This window comes from Isoptericola sp. Y581 (assembly GCF_059445475.1).
Window position 1 is genome coordinate 159,487 of the sequence record NZ_JCAIUK010000001.1, and the last position, 19,354, is coordinate 178,840.

At 73.5% G+C, this 19,354-nt stretch carries 21 protein-coding genes; 17 read left to right on the forward strand and 4 right to left on the reverse strand.

From position 1 onward, the window contains the following. Nucleotides 1–9: 9 nt before the first annotated feature. From AC1C2W_RS00785 to AC1C2W_RS00810, 6 genes are all read left to right on the forward strand, one after another. Entirely contained in the window at nt 10–174 is a 165-nt protein-coding gene (locus AC1C2W_RS00785) for a hypothetical protein (protein ID WP_495388264.1), read from the forward strand. 103 nt (nt 175–277) lie between these two features. Next, entirely contained in the window at nt 278–613 is a 336-nt protein-coding gene (locus AC1C2W_RS00790) for a histone-like nucleoid-structuring protein Lsr2 (protein WP_495388263.1), read from the forward strand. An 82-nt stretch (nt 614–695) separates the two neighbouring features. Further along, nucleotides 696–1,799 carry a lactonase family protein gene (locus tag AC1C2W_RS00795; protein WP_495412090.1) on the forward strand — a complete coding sequence of 368 codons (1,104 nt, stop codon included), beginning with the start codon at nt 696–698 and terminating at the stop codon, nt 1,797–1,799. Then, nucleotides 1,799–3,169: a D-inositol-3-phosphate glycosyltransferase gene (gene mshA / locus AC1C2W_RS00800; RefSeq protein WP_495412091.1), complete on the forward strand. Its 1,371-nt coding sequence runs from the start codon at nt 1,799–1,801 to the stop codon at nt 3,167–3,169. The genes AC1C2W_RS00795 and mshA overlap by 1 nt, the downstream gene beginning before the upstream one ends. Before the next feature lie 47 nt (nt 3,170–3,216). After that, nucleotides 3,217–3,822, forward strand: a complete 606-nt coding sequence (locus AC1C2W_RS00805) for a nitroreductase family deazaflavin-dependent oxidoreductase (protein ID WP_495388260.1) — start codon at nt 3,217–3,219, stop codon at nt 3,820–3,822. Nucleotides 3,823–3,918: 96 nt separating this feature from the next. Then, on the forward strand, nt 3,919–4,659 hold the full coding sequence (locus AC1C2W_RS00810; protein ID WP_495388259.1) for a phosphoglyceromutase: 741 nt from the start codon (nt 3,919–3,921) through the stop codon (nt 4,657–4,659). A gap of 77 nt (nt 4,660–4,736) precedes the next feature. Here the strand turns inward: AC1C2W_RS00810 and AC1C2W_RS00815 are convergent, their stop codons facing one another. Further along, the gene (locus tag AC1C2W_RS00815; RefSeq protein WP_495388258.1) at nt 4,737–5,681 is read right to left on the reverse strand and encodes an NAD-dependent epimerase/dehydratase family protein; all 945 of its coding nucleotides are present in this window, start codon (nt 5,679–5,681) and stop codon (nt 4,737–4,739) included. A 106-nt stretch (nt 5,682–5,787) separates the two neighbouring features. On the opposite strand from AC1C2W_RS00815, the gene AC1C2W_RS00820 reads away from it, so the two are divergent. Beyond that, nucleotides 5,788–6,813, forward strand: a complete 1,026-nt coding sequence (locus tag AC1C2W_RS00820) for a DUF4037 domain-containing protein (protein ID WP_495412092.1) — start codon at nt 5,788–5,790, stop codon at nt 6,811–6,813. 124 nt (nt 6,814–6,937) lie between these two features. Here the strand turns inward: AC1C2W_RS00820 and phoU are convergent, their stop codons facing one another. Continuing rightward, a complete protein-coding gene (gene phoU, locus AC1C2W_RS00825; protein WP_495388256.1) occupies nt 6,938–7,603 on the reverse strand; it encodes a phosphate signaling complex protein PhoU in 666 nt (221 codons plus the stop codon). A 173-nt stretch (nt 7,604–7,776) separates the two neighbouring features. Here phoU and AC1C2W_RS00830 point away from each other — a divergent pair, with 173 nt between their 5' ends. The 6 genes from AC1C2W_RS00830 to pstB all read left to right on the forward strand — a co-directional run bounded on the left by AC1C2W_RS00830 (nt 7,777) and on the right by pstB (nt 13,932). Further along, a complete protein-coding gene (locus tag AC1C2W_RS00830) occupies nt 7,777–9,006 on the forward strand; it encodes a sensor histidine kinase (RefSeq protein ID WP_495412093.1) in 1,230 nt (409 codons plus the stop codon). Beyond that, on the forward strand, nt 9,003–9,719 hold the full coding sequence (locus AC1C2W_RS00835; RefSeq protein WP_495412094.1) for a response regulator transcription factor: 717 nt from the start codon (nt 9,003–9,005) through the stop codon (nt 9,717–9,719). The genes AC1C2W_RS00830 and AC1C2W_RS00835 overlap by 4 nt, the downstream gene beginning before the upstream one ends. Before the next feature lie 172 nt (nt 9,720–9,891). Continuing rightward, nucleotides 9,892–11,004, forward strand: a complete 1,113-nt coding sequence (gene pstS / locus AC1C2W_RS00840; protein WP_495412095.1) for a phosphate ABC transporter substrate-binding protein PstS — start codon at nt 9,892–9,894, stop codon at nt 11,002–11,004. 146 nt (nt 11,005–11,150) lie between these two features. Next, entirely contained in the window at nt 11,151–12,140 is a 990-nt protein-coding gene (gene pstC, locus AC1C2W_RS00845; RefSeq protein WP_495388251.1) for a phosphate ABC transporter permease subunit PstC, read from the forward strand. Beyond that, nucleotides 12,140–13,108 carry a phosphate ABC transporter permease PstA gene (gene pstA / locus AC1C2W_RS00850; protein WP_495412096.1) on the forward strand — a complete coding sequence of 323 codons (969 nt, stop codon included), beginning with the start codon at nt 12,140–12,142 and terminating at the stop codon, nt 13,106–13,108. Before pstC ends, pstA begins: the two co-directional genes overlap by 1 nt. 44 nt (nt 13,109–13,152) lie before the next feature. Then, nucleotides 13,153–13,932 (forward strand): phosphate ABC transporter ATP-binding protein PstB, encoded by a 780-nt coding sequence (gene pstB, locus AC1C2W_RS00855; protein WP_495388249.1) that lies wholly within the window; start codon nt 13,153–13,155, stop codon nt 13,930–13,932. Between the two features lie 10 nt (nt 13,933–13,942). Here the strand turns inward: pstB and AC1C2W_RS00860 are convergent, their stop codons facing one another. Beyond that, a complete protein-coding gene (locus tag AC1C2W_RS00860; RefSeq protein WP_495388248.1) occupies nt 13,943–14,434 on the reverse strand; it encodes a hypothetical protein in 492 nt (163 codons plus the stop codon). A gap of 277 nt (nt 14,435–14,711) precedes the next feature. Between AC1C2W_RS00860 and AC1C2W_RS00865 the strand changes: the two genes are divergently transcribed. From AC1C2W_RS00865 to ispF, 3 genes are all read left to right on the forward strand, one after another. Next, nucleotides 14,712–15,194 carry a CarD family transcriptional regulator gene (locus AC1C2W_RS00865; protein ID WP_079570762.1) on the forward strand — a complete coding sequence of 161 codons (483 nt, stop codon included), beginning with the start codon at nt 14,712–14,714 and terminating at the stop codon, nt 15,192–15,194. 82 nt (nt 15,195–15,276) lie between these two features. After that, complete coding sequence (gene ispD, locus AC1C2W_RS00870; RefSeq protein ID WP_495412097.1) at nt 15,277–16,011, forward strand: 2-C-methyl-D-erythritol 4-phosphate cytidylyltransferase; 735 nt, start codon at nt 15,277–15,279, stop codon at nt 16,009–16,011. Then, complete coding sequence (gene ispF, locus AC1C2W_RS00875; protein ID WP_495412098.1) at nt 16,008–16,553, forward strand: 2-C-methyl-D-erythritol 2,4-cyclodiphosphate synthase; 546 nt, start codon at nt 16,008–16,010, stop codon at nt 16,551–16,553. Before ispD ends, ispF begins: the two co-directional genes overlap by 4 nt. A gap of 70 nt (nt 16,554–16,623) precedes the next feature. Here the strand turns inward: ispF and AC1C2W_RS00880 are convergent, their stop codons facing one another. Then, nucleotides 16,624–17,988 (reverse strand): D-arabinono-1,4-lactone oxidase, encoded by a 1,365-nt coding sequence (locus AC1C2W_RS00880; protein WP_495412338.1) that lies wholly within the window; start codon nt 17,986–17,988, stop codon nt 16,624–16,626. A gap of 153 nt (nt 17,989–18,141) precedes the next feature. Here AC1C2W_RS00880 and AC1C2W_RS00885 point away from each other — a divergent pair, with 153 nt between their 5' ends. Continuing rightward, on the forward strand, nt 18,142–19,347 hold the full coding sequence (locus AC1C2W_RS00885; RefSeq protein WP_495412099.1) for an alanine racemase: 1,206 nt from the start codon (nt 18,142–18,144) through the stop codon (nt 19,345–19,347). Nucleotides 19,348–19,354 lie beyond the last annotated feature (7 nt).

Genomic DNA, 19,354 nt, shown 5'->3' on the forward strand with positions numbered 1-19,354 from the left:
AGCAGCGACATGGACACCTTTCTCGCGATCTTGGCCGGGCTGGTCCCTTCCGTCGGTGTGGGCCTGTTGTTCTGGCTCGCGATGCGCAAGATCATGCATGCCGACCGGAACGAGCGACTCGCGCTCGAGAAGATGGACGCCGAGCAGGCGGCTGCCGAGGCGGAATCACGCTGAATTCGTGACGGATTCGTCGCGCATGACGATTCATATTGACAATCCGGCCTGTTAGCGGCATTGTCGGCGATGACCGTAGTTCTGTGACCTGAAAGGTTGTCACGTGGTTCAGAAGCAGCAGATCGTCCTGATCGACGATATCGACGGGAGCGCCGCGGACGAGACCGTGACGTTCGCGCTCGACGGCGTCTCGTACGAGATCGACCTCACCTCCGCGCACGCGTCCGAGCTGCGTGACGCGTTCGCCACCTGGATCGGCCACGGTCGCAAGACGTCGTCGCGTCTCGGCGGGGGCGCCCGCAGCGCCGCACGTCGCGGCGGCACCGACCGCGCGCAGCTCGCCAAGATCCGCGAGTGGGCCCGCGAGAACGGGCACAAGGTGAGCGACCGCGGCCGCATCCCCGGCTCCGTCCTGGAGGCGTACGAGGCCGCGCACTGATGTCGTTGGTTGAGCCTGTCGAAACCCTGCCAATGGTTTCGACAGGCTCAACCCCTGTCCGGCTCGGTCATAGGCTGATGTCATGACGGAACCGAGCGCTCGGGCGCAGCTCTGGGTCGGCACCTACCCGCAGGCGGGCACGGCCCCGGGCAGCGGGGAGAGCATCTGGCGCGTCGCCCTGGACCGGGATGGGACCGTCGTCTCGGCCGCTGCGGTCGTGGCGACGGCGTCCCCGTCGTTCCTTGCGGCGCATCCGTCCGGCCGCACCCTCTACGCGGTGGGCGAGACTGCCGAGGGCACGCTCACGGCCTTCCGGGTCGAGGGCGCCGGCGACACGGGCGCGACGACGCTCGCGGTGTCCGGCTCGACGTCCTCCGGCGGCGCGGAGCCCTGCCACGTGCTCGCCCGACCCGACGTCGTCTGGGTGGCGAACTACGGCGACGGCGGCGCCGCGTCGGTGCCGATCGACCCGGCGACGGGCGACCTCGCCGCGGACGGCGTCACCGTGCGGCCCGGCGTGGGCAGCGGCCCCGTCGTCGAACGACAGGCCGGTCCGCACGCGCACTTCGTGGCCGACGCCGGGCCCGACGTGCTGGTGTGCGACCTCGGCGCCGACGTGCTGCGGCGCTACCCCGCGGACGGGACGGGCGCTGACGGTGCCGGCGACGTCGCCGCCGTCCTGCCGCCAGGCACGGGCCCTAGGCACCTCGTGACCCTGCCCGACGGGTCGCTCGTCGTGGTCGGCGAGCTCGACGCCCGGGCGCACGTGCTCGTGCGCGACGGCGACGGGTGGTCCCCGGCGGCGGCCGTGCCGGTGGCCGGGGACGCGGAGGCCGGTCGGGACTTCGCCGCCCACGTGACGCTGAGCGCCGACGGCACCCGCCTGCACGTCGGGGTGCGCGGCGCCGACGTCCTGGCGGTGCACCGGGTGCGCCTGCCCGCGGCGGGCGCGGCCGGCGCGCCGACGCTCGAGCACCTCGCAGACATCCCGCTCGGCGAGGGCGCCTGGCCGCGCCACCACGCCGTCCTCGCGGCGTCCGACGGGACGGGCGCCGAGACGGTCGTCGTGGCGCTCCAGGGCACGAGCGAGCTCGCGACCGCGCGGCTCGACCCCGCGACCGGGGTCGGCGAGGTTGTCGCCCGATACCCCTTGCCCACCCCACCCGCCTGCGTGCTGGAGTCCTGATGAGTGCCGAGGCCGGGCAGACCCGGCCGGGCCCGCGGGTCGCGATGCTGTCGGTGCACACGTCCCCCCTGGACCAGCCCGGCACCGGCGACGCGGGCGGCATGAACGTCTACGTGCTCGAGCTCTCCCGCGCGCTGGCCCGGCGCGGCGCGGAGGTCGAGATCTTCACGCGGGCGACGTCGTCGGCCCAGCCGAGGTCCGTCGACGTGGAGCCAGGCATCCGGGTGGTGCACGTGGCCGCCGGCCCGTTCGAAGGGCTGGACAAGAACGACCTGCCGGGCCAGCTCTGCGCCTTCACGGCCGGGGTGCTGCGCGCCGAGGCGCACCGCCCGCCGCACTGGTACGACGTCGTGCACTCCCACTACTGGCTGTCGGGGCAGGTGGGCTGGCTCGCCGCCGAGCGCTGGGACGTGCCGCTGGTGCACACCATGCACACGATGGCGCGCGTGAAGAACGCGGCCCTGGCGCCCGGGGACGCGCCGGAGCCGATCGGCCGGGTCGTGGGGGAGGAGCAGGTGGTCGAGGCCGCCGACGGGCTCGTCGCCTCGACCCGCGAGGAGGCCCGCGACCTCGAGCTCGAGTACCGGGCCGATCCGGACCGCGTGCACGTCGTCGCGCCCGGGGTGGATTTGGACGTGTTCCGGCCGCTCGAGCCCGCCCCGGGTGAGGACGCCGGTGAGGGCGCCGGCGAGGCCTTGGAGAAGGCCCGCCACGCGCTGCGCGCGCGACTCGGCCTGCCCACCGACCGCCGGATCGTGCTGTTCGCAGGGCGGGTCCAGCCGCTCAAGGGGCCCGACGTGCTGGTGCGCGCGCTTGGCGTGCTGGCCGACCACGCCAGCGCGGACGACGCCGTCACCGCCGAGGCGTGGTGCGACGGCGGCGGGTCGCGCGTACCCGTCCTCGTCGTGCTCGGCGGCTCGAGCGGGCGCCCGACGGCGGTCCGCGAGCTGGAGGCCCTGGCCCACCAGGTCGGCGTGACGGACCACCTCGTCGTGCGCCCGCCGGTCCCGCGCGAGGAGCTGGTCGACTACCTGCGTGCCGCGGACGTCGTCGCGGTGCCCTCGCACAGCGAGTCGTTCGGCCTCGTCGCCGCCGAGGCGCAGGCGGCCGGCGTCCCCGTGATCGCCGCCGCCGTGGGCGGGCTGCAGACGGTGGTGCTGGACGGCTCCTCCGGCATCCTCGTGCCCGACCACAGCCCGTGGACCTGGGCGCGGGAGCTCGGGGACCTGCTGGCCGACGACGAGCGTCGCGCGCGCCTCGCCGCCGGGGCCCGGCGGGCGAGCGAGCGCTTCAGCTGGGACCACGCCGCGGCCGCCATGCTCGACGTCTACGCCCAGGCCGCGAAGGTGCACCGCGCGCGGAGGATCTGAACGCCTGGTGTGTCACCTGACGAACCTCCGGCGGCACACTCGTGACCATGCCGACCATGCCGACCAACCACGACCACATCCAGGTCACCCGCGACCAGCGCGTCGAGAAGATCCTGGCGCTCGGGCTGCGGCGGTTCCCCGGCGAACGCCCCGGCCGCGTCCTGGTGGACCTCGCCGGGAATGGATCGAGCGGTCGGGCGATTGCAAGGGTCATGCCGATCACCGGAGAGTACGTACCCAGCCCGTCCGCCCGCACCGCCGACCAGGTGGCGCTCTACGAGTCCTCCGGCGGGACGGAGGGCACGACGATGCGCGGCATGCCGGTCGTCGTCCTCACCACCGTCGGCGCGAAGACGGGCAAGCTCCGCAAGGCCGCGCTGATGCGGGTCGAGCACGACGGCGCGTACGCGGTCGTCGCCTCCCTGGGCGGCGCCCCGAAGCACCCGGTCTGGTACCACAACATCGTCGCGAACCCGCGGGTGGAGCTGCAGGACGGCCCGGAGAAGCACGAGTACGTCGCGCGCGAGGTCACGGGCGACGAGAAGGCGCTGTGGTGGGACCGGTGCGTCGCGGCGTACCCCGACTTCGCGGACTACCAGACGAAGACGGACCGGCAGATCCCGGTCTTCGTGCTGGAGCGCGCGGACGCCTGACCCGGACGCCTGACCCGCACGCCTGATCTGGAAGTCACGGGTCCGGGATCCGGCCCGCGGTGCAGCCGGCGCGGGGGAGGAGGCAGGATGGTCCCCATGACCTACACCCTCGTGCTGCTCCGCCACGGCGAGAGCGAGTGGAACGCGAAGAACCTCTTCACCGGCTGGGTGGACGTGCCGCTGTCGGAGAAGGGCACCGCGGAGGCGAAGCGCGGCGGCGACCTGCTGAAGGATGCCGGCGTCGACCCCGACGTCGTGCACACCTCGCTGCTGCGCCGCGCCATCAACACGGCGAACCTGGCGCTCGACGCCGCCGACCGGCACTGGATCCCGGTCAAGCGGAGCTGGCGCCTCAACGAGCGCCACTACGGCGACCTGCAGGGCAAGGACAAGAAGCAGGTGCGCGAGCAGTACGGCGAGGAGCAGTTCATGCTCTGGCGCCGCTCCTACGACGTGCCGCCGCCGGACATCGCGCTCGGCTCCGAGTTCTCCCAGGACGCCGACGTGCGCTACGCCGGCGAACCCATCCCGCGTTCGGAGGCACTCAAGCAGGTGCTCGAGCGGGCGCTGCCCTACTGGGACGGCGAGATCGTGCCCGACCTCCAGGCCGGCAAGACCGTCCTCGTCGCCGCCCACGGCAACTCCCTGCGGGCCATCGTCAAGCACCTCGACGGCGTCGACGACCAGACCATCGCGGGCCTCAACATCCCCACCGGCATCCCGCTGGTATACGAGCTCGACGAGGAGACGCTGAAGCCCACCAACCCGGGCGGCACGTACCTCGACCCCGAGGCCGCGAAGGACGCCATCGCGGCGGTCGCGAACCAGGGCAAGTAGTCCGGCCCTCGCTGTGCGCCAGACGACGGCGCCGCGCCCGCGAGGGTGCGGCGCCGTCGTCGTCTCCGCGGCACCCCTCAGCCGAGGCCCGTCCGGAACCCCTCGCGCCAGCTGGGGAACCGCGGCGCCCAGCCGAGCTCCCGCCTCGCCTTCGCGTTGGACGACCCCCGCGCCGTCGTCATCATCGCCGTCCCCAGCTGGCCGAGCATCGGCCGGGCGAGCCAGGCCGGCAGGCGCATCGGCCGCCGGCCGCCGAGCTGCTCGGCCAGGTACGGCAGCCACTCGGCGACGGGCGCGGGCTCGTCGTCGACGACGTTGTAGACACCGGGCGCTCCGCGGTCGACGGCGGCCGCGGTCGCCGTGGCGGCGTCGTCGATGTGCATGAAGGACCACGTGCCGGTGCCGCCACCCACCACGGGGAACCGCCCACGGCGGACCAGACCGGCCACCGAGCCCGTCCGGGACAGGGCCTGACCGGGCCCGTAGAAGGCGCCGTAGCGCAGGACGATGCCGTCGATGCCGGTCGCACCGGTGACGGTCCGTTCAAGATGCTTGATGGCGCGGAGCGACTCGCGGGCCTCCTTGCCGGGGTCGTCGATGAGCGGGTCGTCCTCGGTCTTCACCCATCTACCGCGCCGCTCGTTCGGCCACCCGGTGTAGCTCTGCGCGACGAACCGCCGCGTCCCCGCCGCGTGCGCCGCAGCGAGCAGCGCGTCGGTGCCCTCGGTGCGCAGCCGGTTCGTGACGGCGAAGTCCTGGTCGAACCGGCGGAAGTCGCCCGTGATCGACGACAGTGCGGTGAGCTGGTGGACGACGACGTCCGGCGCGGCGGCCGTCACGACGTCCCGGACCGAGCCGGGGTCGAGGCCGTCCATGACGGCACCCTCTGCCCCGACGGCACGCACGGCGGCGAGCCTGGACTCGCTGCGCGCGGTCCCGACCACGTCGTGCCCGGCCGCGATCAGCATGGGCACCAGTCGGCTGCCGATGGCTCCGGTGGCTCCTGCGACGAGGACTCTCATGTCGTTCCCCTCTCCTCACCACGATCGACGAGAGAGGCGCGCGGATCGTGACGCGCGGGGTGTGTGCCCGACGGCTGCCGCGGGCGGCTGCTGGCACCATGGCCGCGTGACCACCGGCATCGGCCTCGCGCGGGCCTACTACGACGACGTCGTCCGACCCCTGCTCGACGCCTGGCGGCCCGGGCTGCCGCACGCGGCGGCGCGGCTGGGCAGCGGCTCGGACGTGCTGGGGCTCGACGACGAGACGTCGCGCGATCACGACTGGGGGCTGCGGCTCACGCTGCTCGTCGACGCGGGGGACGTTGCCGCCGTCGATGCGCACCTCGAGGCCACACTCCCGGCCGAGCACGCAGGCCTGCCGGTCCGGTTCGCGACCACCTGGGACCCCGTGGTGCGGCAGCGGATCGAGGTGGCGACGCCGCGGGACTTCGCCCGCTCGCGGCTCGGGCTTGACCCGACGACCGAGCTCGACGGCGCCGGCTGGCTCGCACTGACCGGGCAGTCCGTGCTGGAGGTGACGGCGGGCCCGGTGTTCCACGACGGCGTCGGCGAGCTCACCGCGATCCGGGATCTCCTCCGCTGGTACCCCGACGGCCTGTGGTTGCACGTGCTCTCCGCCGAGTGGGCGCGCGTCGGGCGGGAGCTGCCGTTCGTCGGGCGCACCGGCGCGCGGGGCGACGACGTCGGGTCGCGGGTCCTCGCGGCCCGGCTGGCGGGCTCGCTCCTGCGGCTCGGGCTGCTGCTGGAGCGTCGGTGGCCGCCCTACCCGAAGTGGCTCGGGACGGCGTTCGCCGGCACGGGGGCCGCGGCGACCGCGGGCCCGCACCTCGAGCGGGCGCTCGCGGCGGCGTCCTGGCGGGACCGCGACGCCGCCCTCGGCGACGCCTGCGACGCCCTGCACGAGCGGCAGCGCGCCCTCGGGCTCCCCGCGCTCGATGGGCGCGTGACCGAGCCCTTCTACGACCGCCCGTTCCGCGGCCTCCGTGGCGTCCCGGAGCTGCTCCAGAGCGCCGCGGGCGACGCCGTGCGCGGCCTCCCCGCGGCCGCTGAGCAGTGGGTGGACGCGGTCGACGTCCTGACGGACCCCCGCGCTCGCGTCGCACTCACCCGCCGGATGGCTGGGGCGGAGTAGGCCGGGATCCCTTGTCGCGAGGCGCGCCATCCGGTCGCTCGTTCCTCGCGACCTCCCGCCAGGCCCGACCGGCCTCGCGACAAGAGATCCCGGCGCCCACGCCGCGTCGTCCAGGCGCCGGCCTTCAGGCGTCGGTGTGCGCGTGCTCCGACTCGAAGTCGCCCGTGACGAGGAAGGTGATGCGGCGCGCGACGGAGACGCCGTGGTCGCCGAACCGCTCGTAGTACCGGCCGAGCAGGGTGACGTCAATCGTCTCCTGCGCCGAGCCGGGCCACTCGGGGTCCAGCGTCGCGGCGAAGGTGTCCTGGTGCAGGGCGTCCAGGAGGTCGTCGTCCTGCTCCACCTCGGCGGCGAGGGCGACGTCGCGCGTGGCGAGCAGCGCCGTCGTGCGCTGGGCGACGTGCACCGCGGCGCCGTGCATCTTGACGAACGTCTCGCGCGCCGGGGCGGGCACGGCCTGGGCGGGGTAGCGGCCGCGCGCGATCTCGGCGACGTGCCGGGCGAGGTCGCCCATCCGCTCGAGGGTCGCGCTGATGCGCAGCGCCGAGATGACGACGCGCAGGTCGGTGGCCACGGGCGCCTGCTGCGCAAGCAGGTAGACGCAGCGCTCGTCGAGCTCGCTCTCGAGCCGGTCGATGGCGTGGTCGGAGGCGATGACCTCCTGCGCCAGCTGGTGGTCGGCCTCGAGCAGGGCGTCGCCCGCCCGCCGGATCGCCGACTCGACGAGCCGGCTCATCTCGATCAGGTCGTCGCCTACCTGGCGCAGCTCGGCCTCGAAGATCTCTCGCATAGCAGTCCTCTTCTGGTGTGGGGGGGTCCGCGGTCAGCCTGACACGCGCCGTGGACGCGCCGTGGGCCGTCAGGTGAACGCCGGACGGGCCGAAGGTGAACAATGGACGACGGCTCGCTGAGCAGTTCCGCTCCGCGACGATTGCGAGGTGCCCGGCGACCTAGGCTGCAGCTGTGGACGGAATCATCCAGGGCGTGACCGCGGTGGTCGCGGGCATCTTCGGCGTGGTGGTGGGCGTGATCGCAACTCTCGCCTTCCGCTTCTCCGAGCGCGCCCAGCGGCGCTCGCCCGAGGCGCCTTCCGCCGAGCTCGACGAGGGCCTCGTCCGGGTGCTCGCGGTGCTGCGTTCCGCCGCCGTCGTCCTGGACGGCGAGGACGACGTGGTGCGGGCGTCCCCGCCGGCCTACGCGCTGGGGGTGGTGCGCAACGACGCCCTTGCGCACCCGGCGATCATCGACCTGGTGGGGGAGGTGCGCCGCGACGGGGTGATCCGCGAGAAGGAACTCGAGCTGCCACGCGGCCCGATCGGCTCCGGCACGGTGTTGCTGCAGGTGCGGGTGGCGCCGGTGGGCCCGGACAAGCTGCTGGTGCTCGCGGAGGACCGCACGGAGGCGCGGCGCGTGGAGGCCATCCGCCGCGACTTCGTGGTCAACGTGTCGCACGAGCTGAAGACGCCGGTGGGCGCGCTCGCCCTGCTGGCCGAGACGGTGCAGGACGCCGCGGACGACCCGGTGGCCGTGCGGCGGTTCTCCGAGCGGATGCAGGCCGAGGCGACCCGGCTGTCGGCCCTGGTGCAGGAGATCATCGAGCTGTCGCGCCTGCAGGTCGCGGGCGCGCTGCAGGAGGTCGACGCCATCCGGGTCCGGGCCGTCGTCGAGGAGGCCGTGGACCGGGCTCGCACGACGGCCCAGGGCAAGAACATCGCGATCACGGTGGGCGGCACGGTAAACGTCCTCGTCTACGGGGACCACAACCTGCTGGTGACGGCCGTGCGCAACCTGCTCGACAACGCCGTCGCCTACTCGCCGGAGAACACCCGGGTCGGGGTGGGCGTGCGCGAGCGGGACGGCCTCGTGGAGATCGACGTCGTGGACCAGGGCGTCGGCATCGCGGCAGACGAGCAGGACCGTGTCTTCGAGCGCTTCTACCGCGTGGACCCGGCGCGCTCGCGCGACACCGGCGGCACCGGACTCGGCCTGAGCATCGTCAAGCACGTCGCGGCGGACCACGGCGGCGACGTGCAGATGTGGTCGGAGCCCGGCAAAGGCTCCACGTTCACCCTGAGGATCCCCGCAGCCGACCTGCCGGACGAGCTCCCGCACGAGCGCGGGGGCCAGGACGACACCCAGCACGAACCCCAGCCCAGCACCCATGGCACGACGGACGAGGAGGTAGGCGCGTGACGCGCATCCTGGTGGTCGAGGACGAGGAGTCCTACCGGGACCCCCTGACATATCAGCTCACCCGTGAGGGCTTCGAGGTCGTGGAGGCCTCGAACGGGGTCGACGCGCTCGCCGCCTACGACGACGGCGGGGCGGACCTGGTGCTGCTCGACCTCATGCTCCCCGGCCTGTCCGGCACGGAGGTGTGCCGCGAGCTGCGCCAGCGCGGCGACGTGCCCGTCATCATGCTCACCGCGAAGGACTCCGAGATCGACAAGGTCGTGGGCCTCGAGCTGGGTGCAGACGACTACGTCACCAAGCCCTACTCGTTCCGGGAGCTGCTGGCGCGCATGCGGGCGGTCATGCGCCGGCGCGGGCCCGGCGCGCCGGAAGCGAGCGCGGGCGGCCATGACGACGACGGCGAGCCCGTGCTCGAGGTCGGCCCCGTCCGCATGGACGTGGAGCGGCACACGGTGAGGGTGGGCGGCGACCAGGTGTCGCTGCCGCTGAAGGAGTTCGACCTGCTCGAGCTGCTGCTGCGCAACGCGGGCCGCGTCCTCACCCGCGGGCAGCTCATCGACCGGGTCTGGGGCGCCGACTACGTGGGCGACACGAAGACGCTCGACGTTCACGTGAAGCGCATCCGCTCCAAGATCGAGCCCGACCCGGGCTCGCCGCAGCTGCTTCTCACCGTGCGCGGGCTGGGCTACAAGTTCGCCGACGGGGGCGCCTGACGCGCCGAGGTAGTTCGAAAAACTACCTCGGCGCTGGGCGACGAGCCGCCCTGCACTGTTCACCCGTCGTTCATCTGCTCCTGGGCCCCGGGCCACCTTGCCTGCCTAGCGTTCCAGACGAACGCCGGCACACCGCCGGCGCCACCTCCGCGTGAACAGGATGGAACGACACGTGAAGCTCAGCCGATACTCCCGTGCTGGAAGTGCCCTCGCGGTCGGCGCGCTGGCACTGGCCCTCGCCGCGTGCGGCTCGGACCCGGAGGCGCCCGGTGCGGAGTCGTCCGACGGTGCGACCGACTCCGGGGCGGTCTCGCTCTCGGGCGAGCTCAGCGGCGGCGGGGCGTCGTCGCAGGAGTCCGCCATGGAGGCATGGCGTGCCGGGTTCCAGCAGGCCAACCCTGACGCGACCGTCAACTACGACCCCGTCGGTTCCGGCGGCGGCCGCACCGGCTTCGGCGACGGCACCTACGCGTTCGCCGGCTCCGACGCCGCGCTCGAGGACGACGAGCTGACCGCCGCCGAGGCCCAGTGCGGCGCGGGCGGCGTCATCGAGTTCCCGGGCTACGTGAGCCCGATCGCCGTCGCCTTCAACCTGCCCGGCGTGGACTCGCTCAACCTCACGCCGGACGTCATCGCCCAGATCTTCGCGGGCGAGATCACGACGTGGGACGACGACGCGATCGCCGCCGACAACGCGGACGTCGAGCTGCCGGACACGAAGATCACCGTGGTGCACCGCTCCGACGAGTCGGGCACGACGGAGAACTTCCAGGACTACCTCGCGGCCGCGGCGCCCGACTCGTGGGACCACGAGCCCGAGGGCGTCTGGCCGATCGACGGCCAGGAGTCCGCGCAGGGCACCTCCGGCGTCGTCTCCGCCGCGCAGTCGGGCGAGGGCACCATCACGTACGCCGACGCGTCGCAGGTCTCCGACCTCGGCACGGTTGCGGTCGGCGTGGGCGACGAGTTCGTGCCGTACAGCGCCGAGGCCGCCGCGGAGGTCGTGGCCGAGTCGCCGCGCACCGAGGGCACCGCCGAGGGCATCTACTCGATCGACCTCGAGCGCGACATCCCCGGCACCTACCCGATCGTCCTGGTGTCGTACTCCCTGGCGTGCGGCACCTACGCCGACGAGGCCACGGCCGAGCTGGTCAAGGGCTTCATGGGCTACCTCGTCAGCGAGGAGGGCCAGCAGGCCGCCGCCGACGCCGCAGGCTCGGCGCCGCTGTCGTCGGACATCCGCGACGCGGTGCTGCCGTCGATCGAGGCGATCGCGGCGGGCTGACCGTCCTCGCTGGTTGAGCCTTCGAAACCAGGGCCTCGGTGTCGACAGGCTCAACCAGCGGTGTCGACAGGCTCAACCAGCGGTGTCGACGGGCTCAACCAGCGGTTCCACAGGCTCAACCAGCAGCTGCAGCACGAGGAGTACGCGTGACCACCACCGTCAGCCCGCCCGCGGAGCGGGCGCCGGGTCGACGTCGCCGTCGTCGCACCACCGACCGGGGCTTCAACCGGGCCTTCCGCTGGATCGCCGTCGGGGCCGGCGTCCTGATCCTCGCCGTGCTGGCCGCCGTCGCGGTGTTCCTGCTGCAGCAGGCGTGGCCGGCGCTGACCGCAGGCTCCGACGAGCTGGCGGCCGCGGTGCCGCGCTACCCGGACGACACGTCGCTGCTGGCCTACGTCGGCCCGCTCGTGTTCGGCACGCTGCTCGCCGCCGCCCTCGCGCTCGCCATCGCCACGCCCGTCGCGATGGGGATCGCGCTGTTCATCTCGCACTACGCGCCGCCGCGGCTGTCCCAGGTGCTCGGCTACCTGGTGGACCTGCTGGCCGCGGTCCCGTCGGTCATCTACGGCCTCTGGGGCATCTTCGTGCTGGGGCCGGCCGCCCTGCCGCTGTGGGAGTGGCTGGGCGAGGTGTTCGGCTGGTTCCCGCTCTTCGCCGGCCCCGTGTCGCCGACGTCACGCGTGCTGGCGACCGTCACGGTGGTGCTCGCGGTGATGATCCTGCCGATCATTACCGCCGTGGCCCGCGAGGTATTCCTCCAGACGCCGAAGCTGCACGAAGAGGCCGCGCTCGCGCTCGGCGCCACTCGCTGGGAGGTGGTGCGTATCGCGGTGCTGCCGTTCGGCCGCTCGGGCGTCATCTCCGCCGCGATGCTGGGCCTGGGCCGTGCGCTCGGCGAGACGATGGCCGTGCTGATGATCCTGTCGCCCGGGTTCCTCTACTCGTTCCGGATCCTCGACAGCGCCCAGCAGCAGACCATCGCCGCGTACATCGCGCTGGACTTCCCCGAGGCGAGCGGCCTCGCGGTGAACACGCTGATCGCCACCGGCCTCGTGCTGTTCGTCATCACGCTGGCAGTCAACATGGGCGCCCGCGCGATCGTGGCGCGCCGCAAGGAATTCTCGGGGGCCAACTGATGAGCACGACCGCGACCGTGGACCCCACGGACCCCACGGACGCCACCGCGCGCACGCGCGCCCTGCTGTCCGCCCCCGACCGGGGCCGCCGGCGCACCGACCGGACCATGACCGTGCTGATCTGGGGGGCCTTCGTCCTGGCGATGGCCCCGCTGGCCTCGCTCATCTGGACGGTCGTGTCCAGCGGGGCCGCCCGCGTCAGCCTCGACTTCCTCTCGCTGTCGATGCGCAACATCTTCGGTGGTGACCCGGGCGGTGGCATCTACCACGCCATCATGGGCACGCTGATCATCACAGGCCTGGCCACGGTGATCTCGGTGCCGATCGGCCTGCTGGCCGCCATCTACCTGGTGGAGTACGGCAAGGGCGTTCTCGCCCGCGCGGTGACGTTCTTCGTCGACGTCATGACGGGCATCCCGTCGATCGTGGCCGGCCTGTTCGCCGTCTCCCTGTTCACGCTCGTGCTCGGGCCGGGCGTGCGCATGGGGGTCATCGGCGCCGTCGCGCTGTCCGTGCTGATGATCCCGGTGGTGGTGCGCTCTTGCGAGGAGATGCTCAAGCTGGTGCCGAACGAGCTGCGGGAGGCGTCGTACGCCCTGGGCGTGCCCAAGTGGCTCACGATCGTCAAGGTCGTGCTGCGCACCTCCCTCGCCGGCCTGACCACCGGCATCCTGCTCGCCGTGGCCCGCGTCATCGGCGAGACGGCGCCCCTGCTCGTGACCGTCGGGGTCACCGACTCGATCAACTTCGACCCCTTCGAGGGCCGGATGATGACGCTGCCGGTCTTCGCCTACCGCCAGTACAGCCAGGGCCTGGCCACCTGCCCCGGCGGCGAGTCGGCCTCGTGCGTGGCCGACATCGCGATCCAGAACGCGTGGGGCGCGGCGCTCGTGCTCATCGTCCTGGTGCTCGCGCTCAACCTCATCGGCCGGCTGGTGAACCGCTGGTTCTCCCCGAAGCTGCGCTGACGCGCAGCCGCCGCCCGCCGCAGCCCACCAGAAAGAGACAGACGATGGCACAGCGCATCGACGTGTTGGACCTGAACATCTACTACGGCGACTTCCTCGCCGTGCAGGACGTGTCGATGACGATCGACCCGAAGTCCGTGACGGCGCTCATCGGCCCGTCCGGGTGCGGCAAGTCGACGTTCCTGCGCACTCTCAACCGGATGCACGAGGTGATCCCGGGCGCCCGCGTCGACGGCACGGTCGAGATGGAGGGTGTCGACCTCTATGGGGACGGCATCGACCCGGTGGCCGTGCGTCGCAGCGTGGGGATGGTCTTCCAGCGGCCCAACCCGTTCCCGACGATGTCGATCCGCGACAACGTGCTGGCGGGCGTGAAGCTCAACAACCGGCGGATCAGCCGGTCGGACGCCGACGAGATGGTGGAGAGCTCGCTGCGCGGCGCGAACCTGTGGAACGAGGTCAAGGACCGGCTGGAGCGCCCGGGGTCGAGTCTCTCCGGCGGCCAGCAGCAGCGCCTGTGCATCGCCCGCGCCATCGCGGTGAAGCCGCAGGTGCTCCTGATGGACGAGCCGTGCTCGGCGCTCGACCCGATCTCGACCCTCGCGATCGAGGACCTCATCGGCGACCTCAAGCAGGACTACACGATCGTCATCGTCACGCACAACATGCAGCAGGCGGCCCGCGTCAGCGACCGGACGGGGTTCTTCAACATCGCCGGCACCGGCAAGCCCGGCCGGCTCATCGAGATGAACGAGACGTCGACGATCTTCTCCTCGCCCGCGGAGCAGGCCACCGAGGACTACGTGTCCGGCCGCTTCGGGTGAGGCCGACGGGTCAGAGGTCCTCGAGCTCGAGCACGTAGGGCTCGTACTCCGGCAGGGTGCCGTCCAGGACCGGCAGGTCGAATTCCTGGTCCTCGCCGGCGCCCGACAGCAGCGCCTCGACGTCGCCGCCCGGGGGCGCGAGGACCGGGTCGACGAACACGTCCACGACGCGGTCGCTGTCCTGGTCGGCGTTCAGATAGATCGTCTGGCCGGCGGGGACGTCGATGCTCAGCGGCTCGGTGCCCTCGACCGCGAGCACGAAGCTCACCTCCTCGGCAGAGTCGTTCGCCAGCGCACCCAGCACGGCGCCCGGCTCGCCCTCGGCCGGGGTGACGACCAGGAGGTTGATGCCGCGGACCTGGGTGGTGAGGTTGACGAGCGCGCCGTCCGACGGGGCGTACGGCAAGGTCGTGATCGTGGGGGAGCAGGCGGCCAGCAGCAGGGCGCCCGCCATGACGCTGGCGGCGGCGGCGATGCGTGCGGGGCGGGCGGAGCGAGACACGTGCTCTCCTTCGAAGGCGTCGGCTCGCGGGGCTCGGGAGGCCTCACGGGCACGGGGCATCAGGGGTCGACCCGCGCCGTGCGCGGTTCGGGGGCGGGCCTGCAGAGAGCCCGGGGACATCCTAACGATGCGGGACGGGTGGTGCGTGTCCAATGCCGTTAGCAGGCCTCTGACCTGCGGATATGTAGTCGCATGGCGCCACACGTGCCCCCGCGGGCGGCCCGGGTGTCAGGACCCGCGTGATAGAATCGGCGACTGGGAAAGGGGACATCTGCAGATGACGTTCACAGTAGGCGAGACGGTTGTCTACCCGCATCACGGCGCCGCGCTGATCGAGGAGATCAAGACGCGCAAGATCCGTGGCGAGGAAAAGATGTACCTCAAGCTCAAGGTTGCCCAGGGCGACCTGACGATCGAGGTCCCGGCGGAGAACGTCGACCTCGTCGGCGTACGCGACGTGGTGGACCAGCAGGGGCTGGACCGCGTCTTCGAGGTGCTGCGCGCGCCGTACACGGAGGAGCCGACCAACTGGTCCCGCCGGTACAAGGCGAACCTCGAGAAGCTCGCGTCCGGCGACGTGATCAAGGTCGGCGAGGTCGTGCGCGACCTGTCGCGCCGCGACGCCGACCGCGGCCTCTCCGCCGGCGAGAAGCGCATGCTCGCCAAGGCTCGACAGATCCTCGAGTCAGAGGTCGCGCTCGCCGAGGGCGTCGACGAGGAGAAGGCCGGCGCCATCATCGACGAGGTGCTTGCCTCCTGAGACTCCGAGCCACGAGCGCTCGACGACGGCGACCCCCGGCATCGGCCGGGGGTCGCCGTCGTCGTTCCGGTACCGTGACGCCGTGACGACGCTCGCGATCCTGACCGCCGCGGGATCGGGGACCCGGCTCGGCCGCGACCTGCCCAAGGCGTGGGTCGACCTGGCCGGCTTCCCCCTCGTGCTCCACGCCGCCCGCCGCCTCGCCGCGTCCGGGGTCGTCGACGCGCTGGTCGTCACCTGCCCGTCCGGGCTCGACGCGGCCGTACGGGACGTCATCACGCAGGACCCCCGGGTGCGGCTCCCGGTCCGGGTGGTCGTGGGCGGCTCGACCCGTCAGGCGTCCGTCGCCGCCGGGCTCGCCCTCGCCGGTCCGGACGACGACGTGGTGCTCGTCCACGACGCAGCCCGCCCCCTCGCCCCGCCCGACCTGGTGCGCCGGGTCGTCGACGCCGTCCGGGCCGGTCACGGCGCCGTGGTGCCCGGCCTGCCCGTCACAGACACGGTCAAGCGAGTCGCCCCGTCGGGCGCGACGGGCCCGGGCCCGGGCCCAGCCGTCGAGCGAGTCGAGGAGACGCCCGACCGGGCACTGCTCCGCGCCGTGCAGACCCCGCAGGGCTTCGACCGGGCCCTGCTGGACCGCGCGCACGAGCTCGGGGCCCGCGCGGAGGCAGCGGGTCGGGCCGCGACGGACGACGCGGGCCTCGTCGAGGCGCTCGGGGAGCTCGTGCACGTCGTCGCGGGCGACGAGGCCGCCATGAAGATCACCACGGAGCGGGACCTGCTGGTGGCGGGTCTGCTCCTCGAGGAGGAGTCGTGACCGTGCCGGCACCCACCACGCCGCCGACGCCGCCCCTGCCGCGCACCGGCCTCGGCGTCGACGTGCACGCCTACGCCCCGGAGGGCTCCGACCGCGAGCTGTGGCTGGGAGGCCTGCGCTGGCCCGGCGAGCGGCCGCTGGCCGGGCACTCGGACGCGGACGTCGCGGCCCACGCCGCCGCCGACGCCCTGTTCTCCGCCGCCGGCATCGGCGACCTGGGCAGTCACTTCGGCACCAGCGAGCCCCGGTGGACGGGCGCGGCCGGCACAGTCCTGCTCGCGGAGGCCGCCCGTCGCGTGCGGGAGGCGGGCTTCGAGATCGGCAACGTCGCCGTCCAGGTGGTCGGCAACCGGCCCAAGGTCGGCCCCCGCCGGGCCGAGGCCGAGGCCATGCTCACCGAGGCCGCCGGGGCGCCGGTGTCCCTCAGCGCCACCACGACCGACGGCCTCGGGCTCACCGGCCGCGGCGAGGGCGTCGCCGCGATCGCCACGGCGCTCGTCGTCCCGCTTTGCCGAGATAGAGAGGGCAGACCCGCGAGATAGAGAGGCTCGGACGGGTCCGCCACCGGTGGCGGACCCGTCCGAGCCTCTCTATCTCGCGGGTCTGCCCTCTCTATCTCGGCAAGGAACCGAGGGCCGCGTCGGTGTAGTCGTTGCGGAACACGCCGTCGGGGTCGACGGCGGCGCGGACGCGGGCCACGTCGTCCAGGGGGTAGTGAGCGGCCAGGTCGGCGGCGGTGCGGGTGTGCAGCTTGCCCCAGTGCGGGCGTCCGCCGCCGGCGACGAAGATCTGCTCGGCGGCGCTGAAGTAGCGCTGGTGCGGCATCGCCGCGTACTGGTGCACTGCCACGTACGCGGTGTCGCGGCCGTGCGCGGTGGACAGCCAGACGTCGTCGGCGGCGGCGAAGCGCACCTCGACGGGGAAGGGCACGGGCTCGCCGGAGGCGCGCAGCCAGGAGTCGAGCTCGTCGAGGACGGCGGGCAGCGCGGCGCGCGGCAGGGCGTACTCCATCTCGACGAAGCGCACCCGCCGGCGGGTGATGAACACGTCGACCGACGGCGCCACATATGTCTTGGCGCCGAGGGCACGCGCGCTGACCGCGTTGAGCCGGGGCACCAGGCCGGGAGCGGCGAGGGCGAGCCGGTTCACCACCTCGAACGCGCCGTTGGACAGCAGCTCCTCGTCCAGCAGCGCGCGGGCGCGGGCCCCCGCGGTGCGCAGCGCGCCGCCGACGCCGGCCCGCGCCGTCGCCCAGGCGTCGATCTCCGCGGGCGTGGCGCGGTTGTTCCGCTTCGTCAGCGCCCGCCGGGTGCCGGGGAACCAGTAGAACTCCGCGTGGTCGTTGTCGTCGACGTAGTCGTCGAGCTGCTCGAGCACGCGGTCCAGCGGCCACGGCTCCTCCTCGGCGCGCAGCCAGAACGCCGGCACCACCTCGAGCGTCACGGCGGAGAGCACGCCCGCTGTCCCGAGGCCGAGCCGGGCCAGCTCGAAGAGCTCGCGCTCCGCGCCGCCGGGCTCGTCGTCGGCCGTCGCGGTCCGGACGACGCCGTCCGCGCCCACGACGCGCACCCCGCGCACCTGCGTCGCGAGCCCACCGAGGCGCGCCCCCGTGCCGTGCGTGCCGGTGGAGATCGCGCCGGCGACCGACTGTCGGTCGATGTCGCCGAGGTTGCGCATCGCGAGGCCGAGCACGGACAGCAGCCGGTTGAGGTCGTGCAGCCGGGTCCCGGCCCGCACCGTGACCAGGGAGGTGCCGGCGGGCTGCGGCACCACGGCCTCGATGCCGCGCAGGAGGTCGAGGTCGAGGTGCAGGCCGTCGGTGACGGCGGCGCCCGTGAACGAGTGGCCGGCGCCGATCGCCCGCACCCGCAACCCGCCGGCTGCGGCGTGCGCGACGGCGACGGCGAGCTCGCCCTCGTCGCGCGGCGTGGTGCGGTGCGCGGGCTGCCAGGTATGGGTGCGGCCCCAGGTGCGCAGCGGCGCGGCGGCCGCGGTGCGGTCGGTGGGGACACGTGTGCGGGCGACGTTGCTCGGGCTCACGGCGCACACTCTGCCACGGTGGGCCGCCCCGGCGGATCCCCCGGGGGGCGGAGATCCTGCGCTCGGCACCCGCCGGTGTAGCGTGCGGTCATGACCCCGACGGAGCGGTTGACCCGTGCGACGGCGCAGGTGACGGCGCCCCTGGCCGTGGTCGACCTCGACGCCTTCGACGCCAACGCGGCGGACCTGCGGCGCCGCGCCCGCGGGGTGCCCGTGCGGGTGGCGAGCAAGTCGGTGCGCGTGCGGTCTCTGGTGGGCAGGGCCCTCGACGCCGGGTTCTCGGGTGTCATGGCGTTCTCGCTGGCCGAGGCGTTGTGGCTCGTCCAGGAGGGGGTGCGCGACGTGCTCGTCGGGTACCCGACCGTGGACCGGGACGCCCTCGCCCGGCTCGCCGCCGACGTGCGCGGCCGGCGCGAGATCACGCTCATGGTGGACGACGTCGCGCAGCTCGTCCTGCTGCGCGCGGCGCTGCGCGACGCGCCACGGCCGGCCGGCACGAGCGCGGACGGGCTGCCCGACGTCGCCGTCTGCCTGGACGTGGATGCCTCGCTGCGGCTCACGGCCGGGCCGCTGCAGGTGCACCTCGGCACCCGCCGGTCCCCGCTGCGGAGCCCGGCCGACGTCGCGGCGCTCGCCCGGCATGTCGAGGGCGTGCCCGGGGCGCGGCTGCGCGGCCTGATGTTCTACGAGGCGCAGGTCGCCGGCCTGCCCGACACCAGCCCCGCCGTCCGGCTGGTGAAGCGGCTCTCCGTGCCCGACCTCGATCGGCGCCGCGGCGAGGTGCTCGTCGCGGTGCGCACGGCCGTCGGGCACGAGGTCCCGCTGGTGAACTCGGGCGGCACCGGCTCGCTCGAGACGTCGTCGGCCGGCCCGGCCGTCACCGAGGTCACGGCCGGGTCCGGCCTGTTCGTGCCGGGGCTCTTCGACGGGTACCGGTCCTTCGACCCGCGCCCGGCCGCCTTCTTCGGGCTCGACGTGGCGCGGGTGCCCGGGCCCGGCTGGGCGACGGCGTTCGGCGGCGGGTACATCGCCTCGGGCCCCGCCGGCCGTTCGCGGCTGCCGCGCGTGGCGACGCCGGGGTGGGCGCTGACCGGCGCCGAGGGCGCCGGCGAGGTGATGACGCCGCTGCGCCGCCGCCCGGGCGCCCGGCCGCTCGCCGTCGGCGACCGCGTGTGGCTGCGCCACGCCAAGGCCGGCGAGCTCATGGAGCGGTTCGACGTCGTGCACCTGGTGCGCGGCGACGAGGTGGTGGACGTCGTGCCGACGTACCGGGGCGAGGGGCGCACCTTCGGCTGAGGGCCCG

Bases quoted from the DNA above. Each gene is read 5' to 3' on its own strand.
- AC1C2W_RS00785 (WP_495388264.1), top strand. From the start codon at position 10: ATGGACACCTTTCTCGCGATCTTGGCCGGGCTGGTCCCTTCCGTCGGT.
- AC1C2W_RS00795 (WP_495412090.1), top strand. From the start codon at position 696: ATGACGGAACCGAGCGCTCGGGCGCAGCTCTGGGTCGGCACCTACCCG.
- mshA (WP_495412091.1), top strand. From the start codon at position 1,799: ATGAGTGCCGAGGCCGGGCAGACCCGGCCGGGCCCGCGGGTCGCGATG.
- AC1C2W_RS00805 (WP_495388260.1), top strand. From the start codon at position 3,217: ATGCCGACCATGCCGACCAACCACGACCACATCCAGGTCACCCGCGAC.
- AC1C2W_RS00810 (WP_495388259.1), top strand. From the start codon at position 3,919: ATGACCTACACCCTCGTGCTGCTCCGCCACGGCGAGAGCGAGTGGAAC.
- AC1C2W_RS00815 (WP_495388258.1), bottom strand. From the start codon at position 5,681: ATGAGAGTCCTCGTCGCAGGAGCCACCGGAGCCATCGGCAGCCGACTG.
- phoU (WP_495388256.1), bottom strand. From the start codon at position 7,603: ATGCGAGAGATCTTCGAGGCCGAGCTGCGCCAGGTAGGCGACGACCTG.
- pstA (WP_495412096.1), top strand. From the start codon at position 12,140: ATGAGCACGACCGCGACCGTGGACCCCACGGACCCCACGGACGCCACC.
- pstB (WP_495388249.1), top strand. From the start codon at position 13,153: ATGGCACAGCGCATCGACGTGTTGGACCTGAACATCTACTACGGCGAC.
- AC1C2W_RS00865 (WP_079570762.1), top strand. From the start codon at position 14,712: ATGACGTTCACAGTAGGCGAGACGGTTGTCTACCCGCATCACGGCGCC.
- AC1C2W_RS00885 (WP_495412099.1), top strand. From the start codon at position 18,142: ATGACCCCGACGGAGCGGTTGACCCGTGCGACGGCGCAGGTGACGGCG.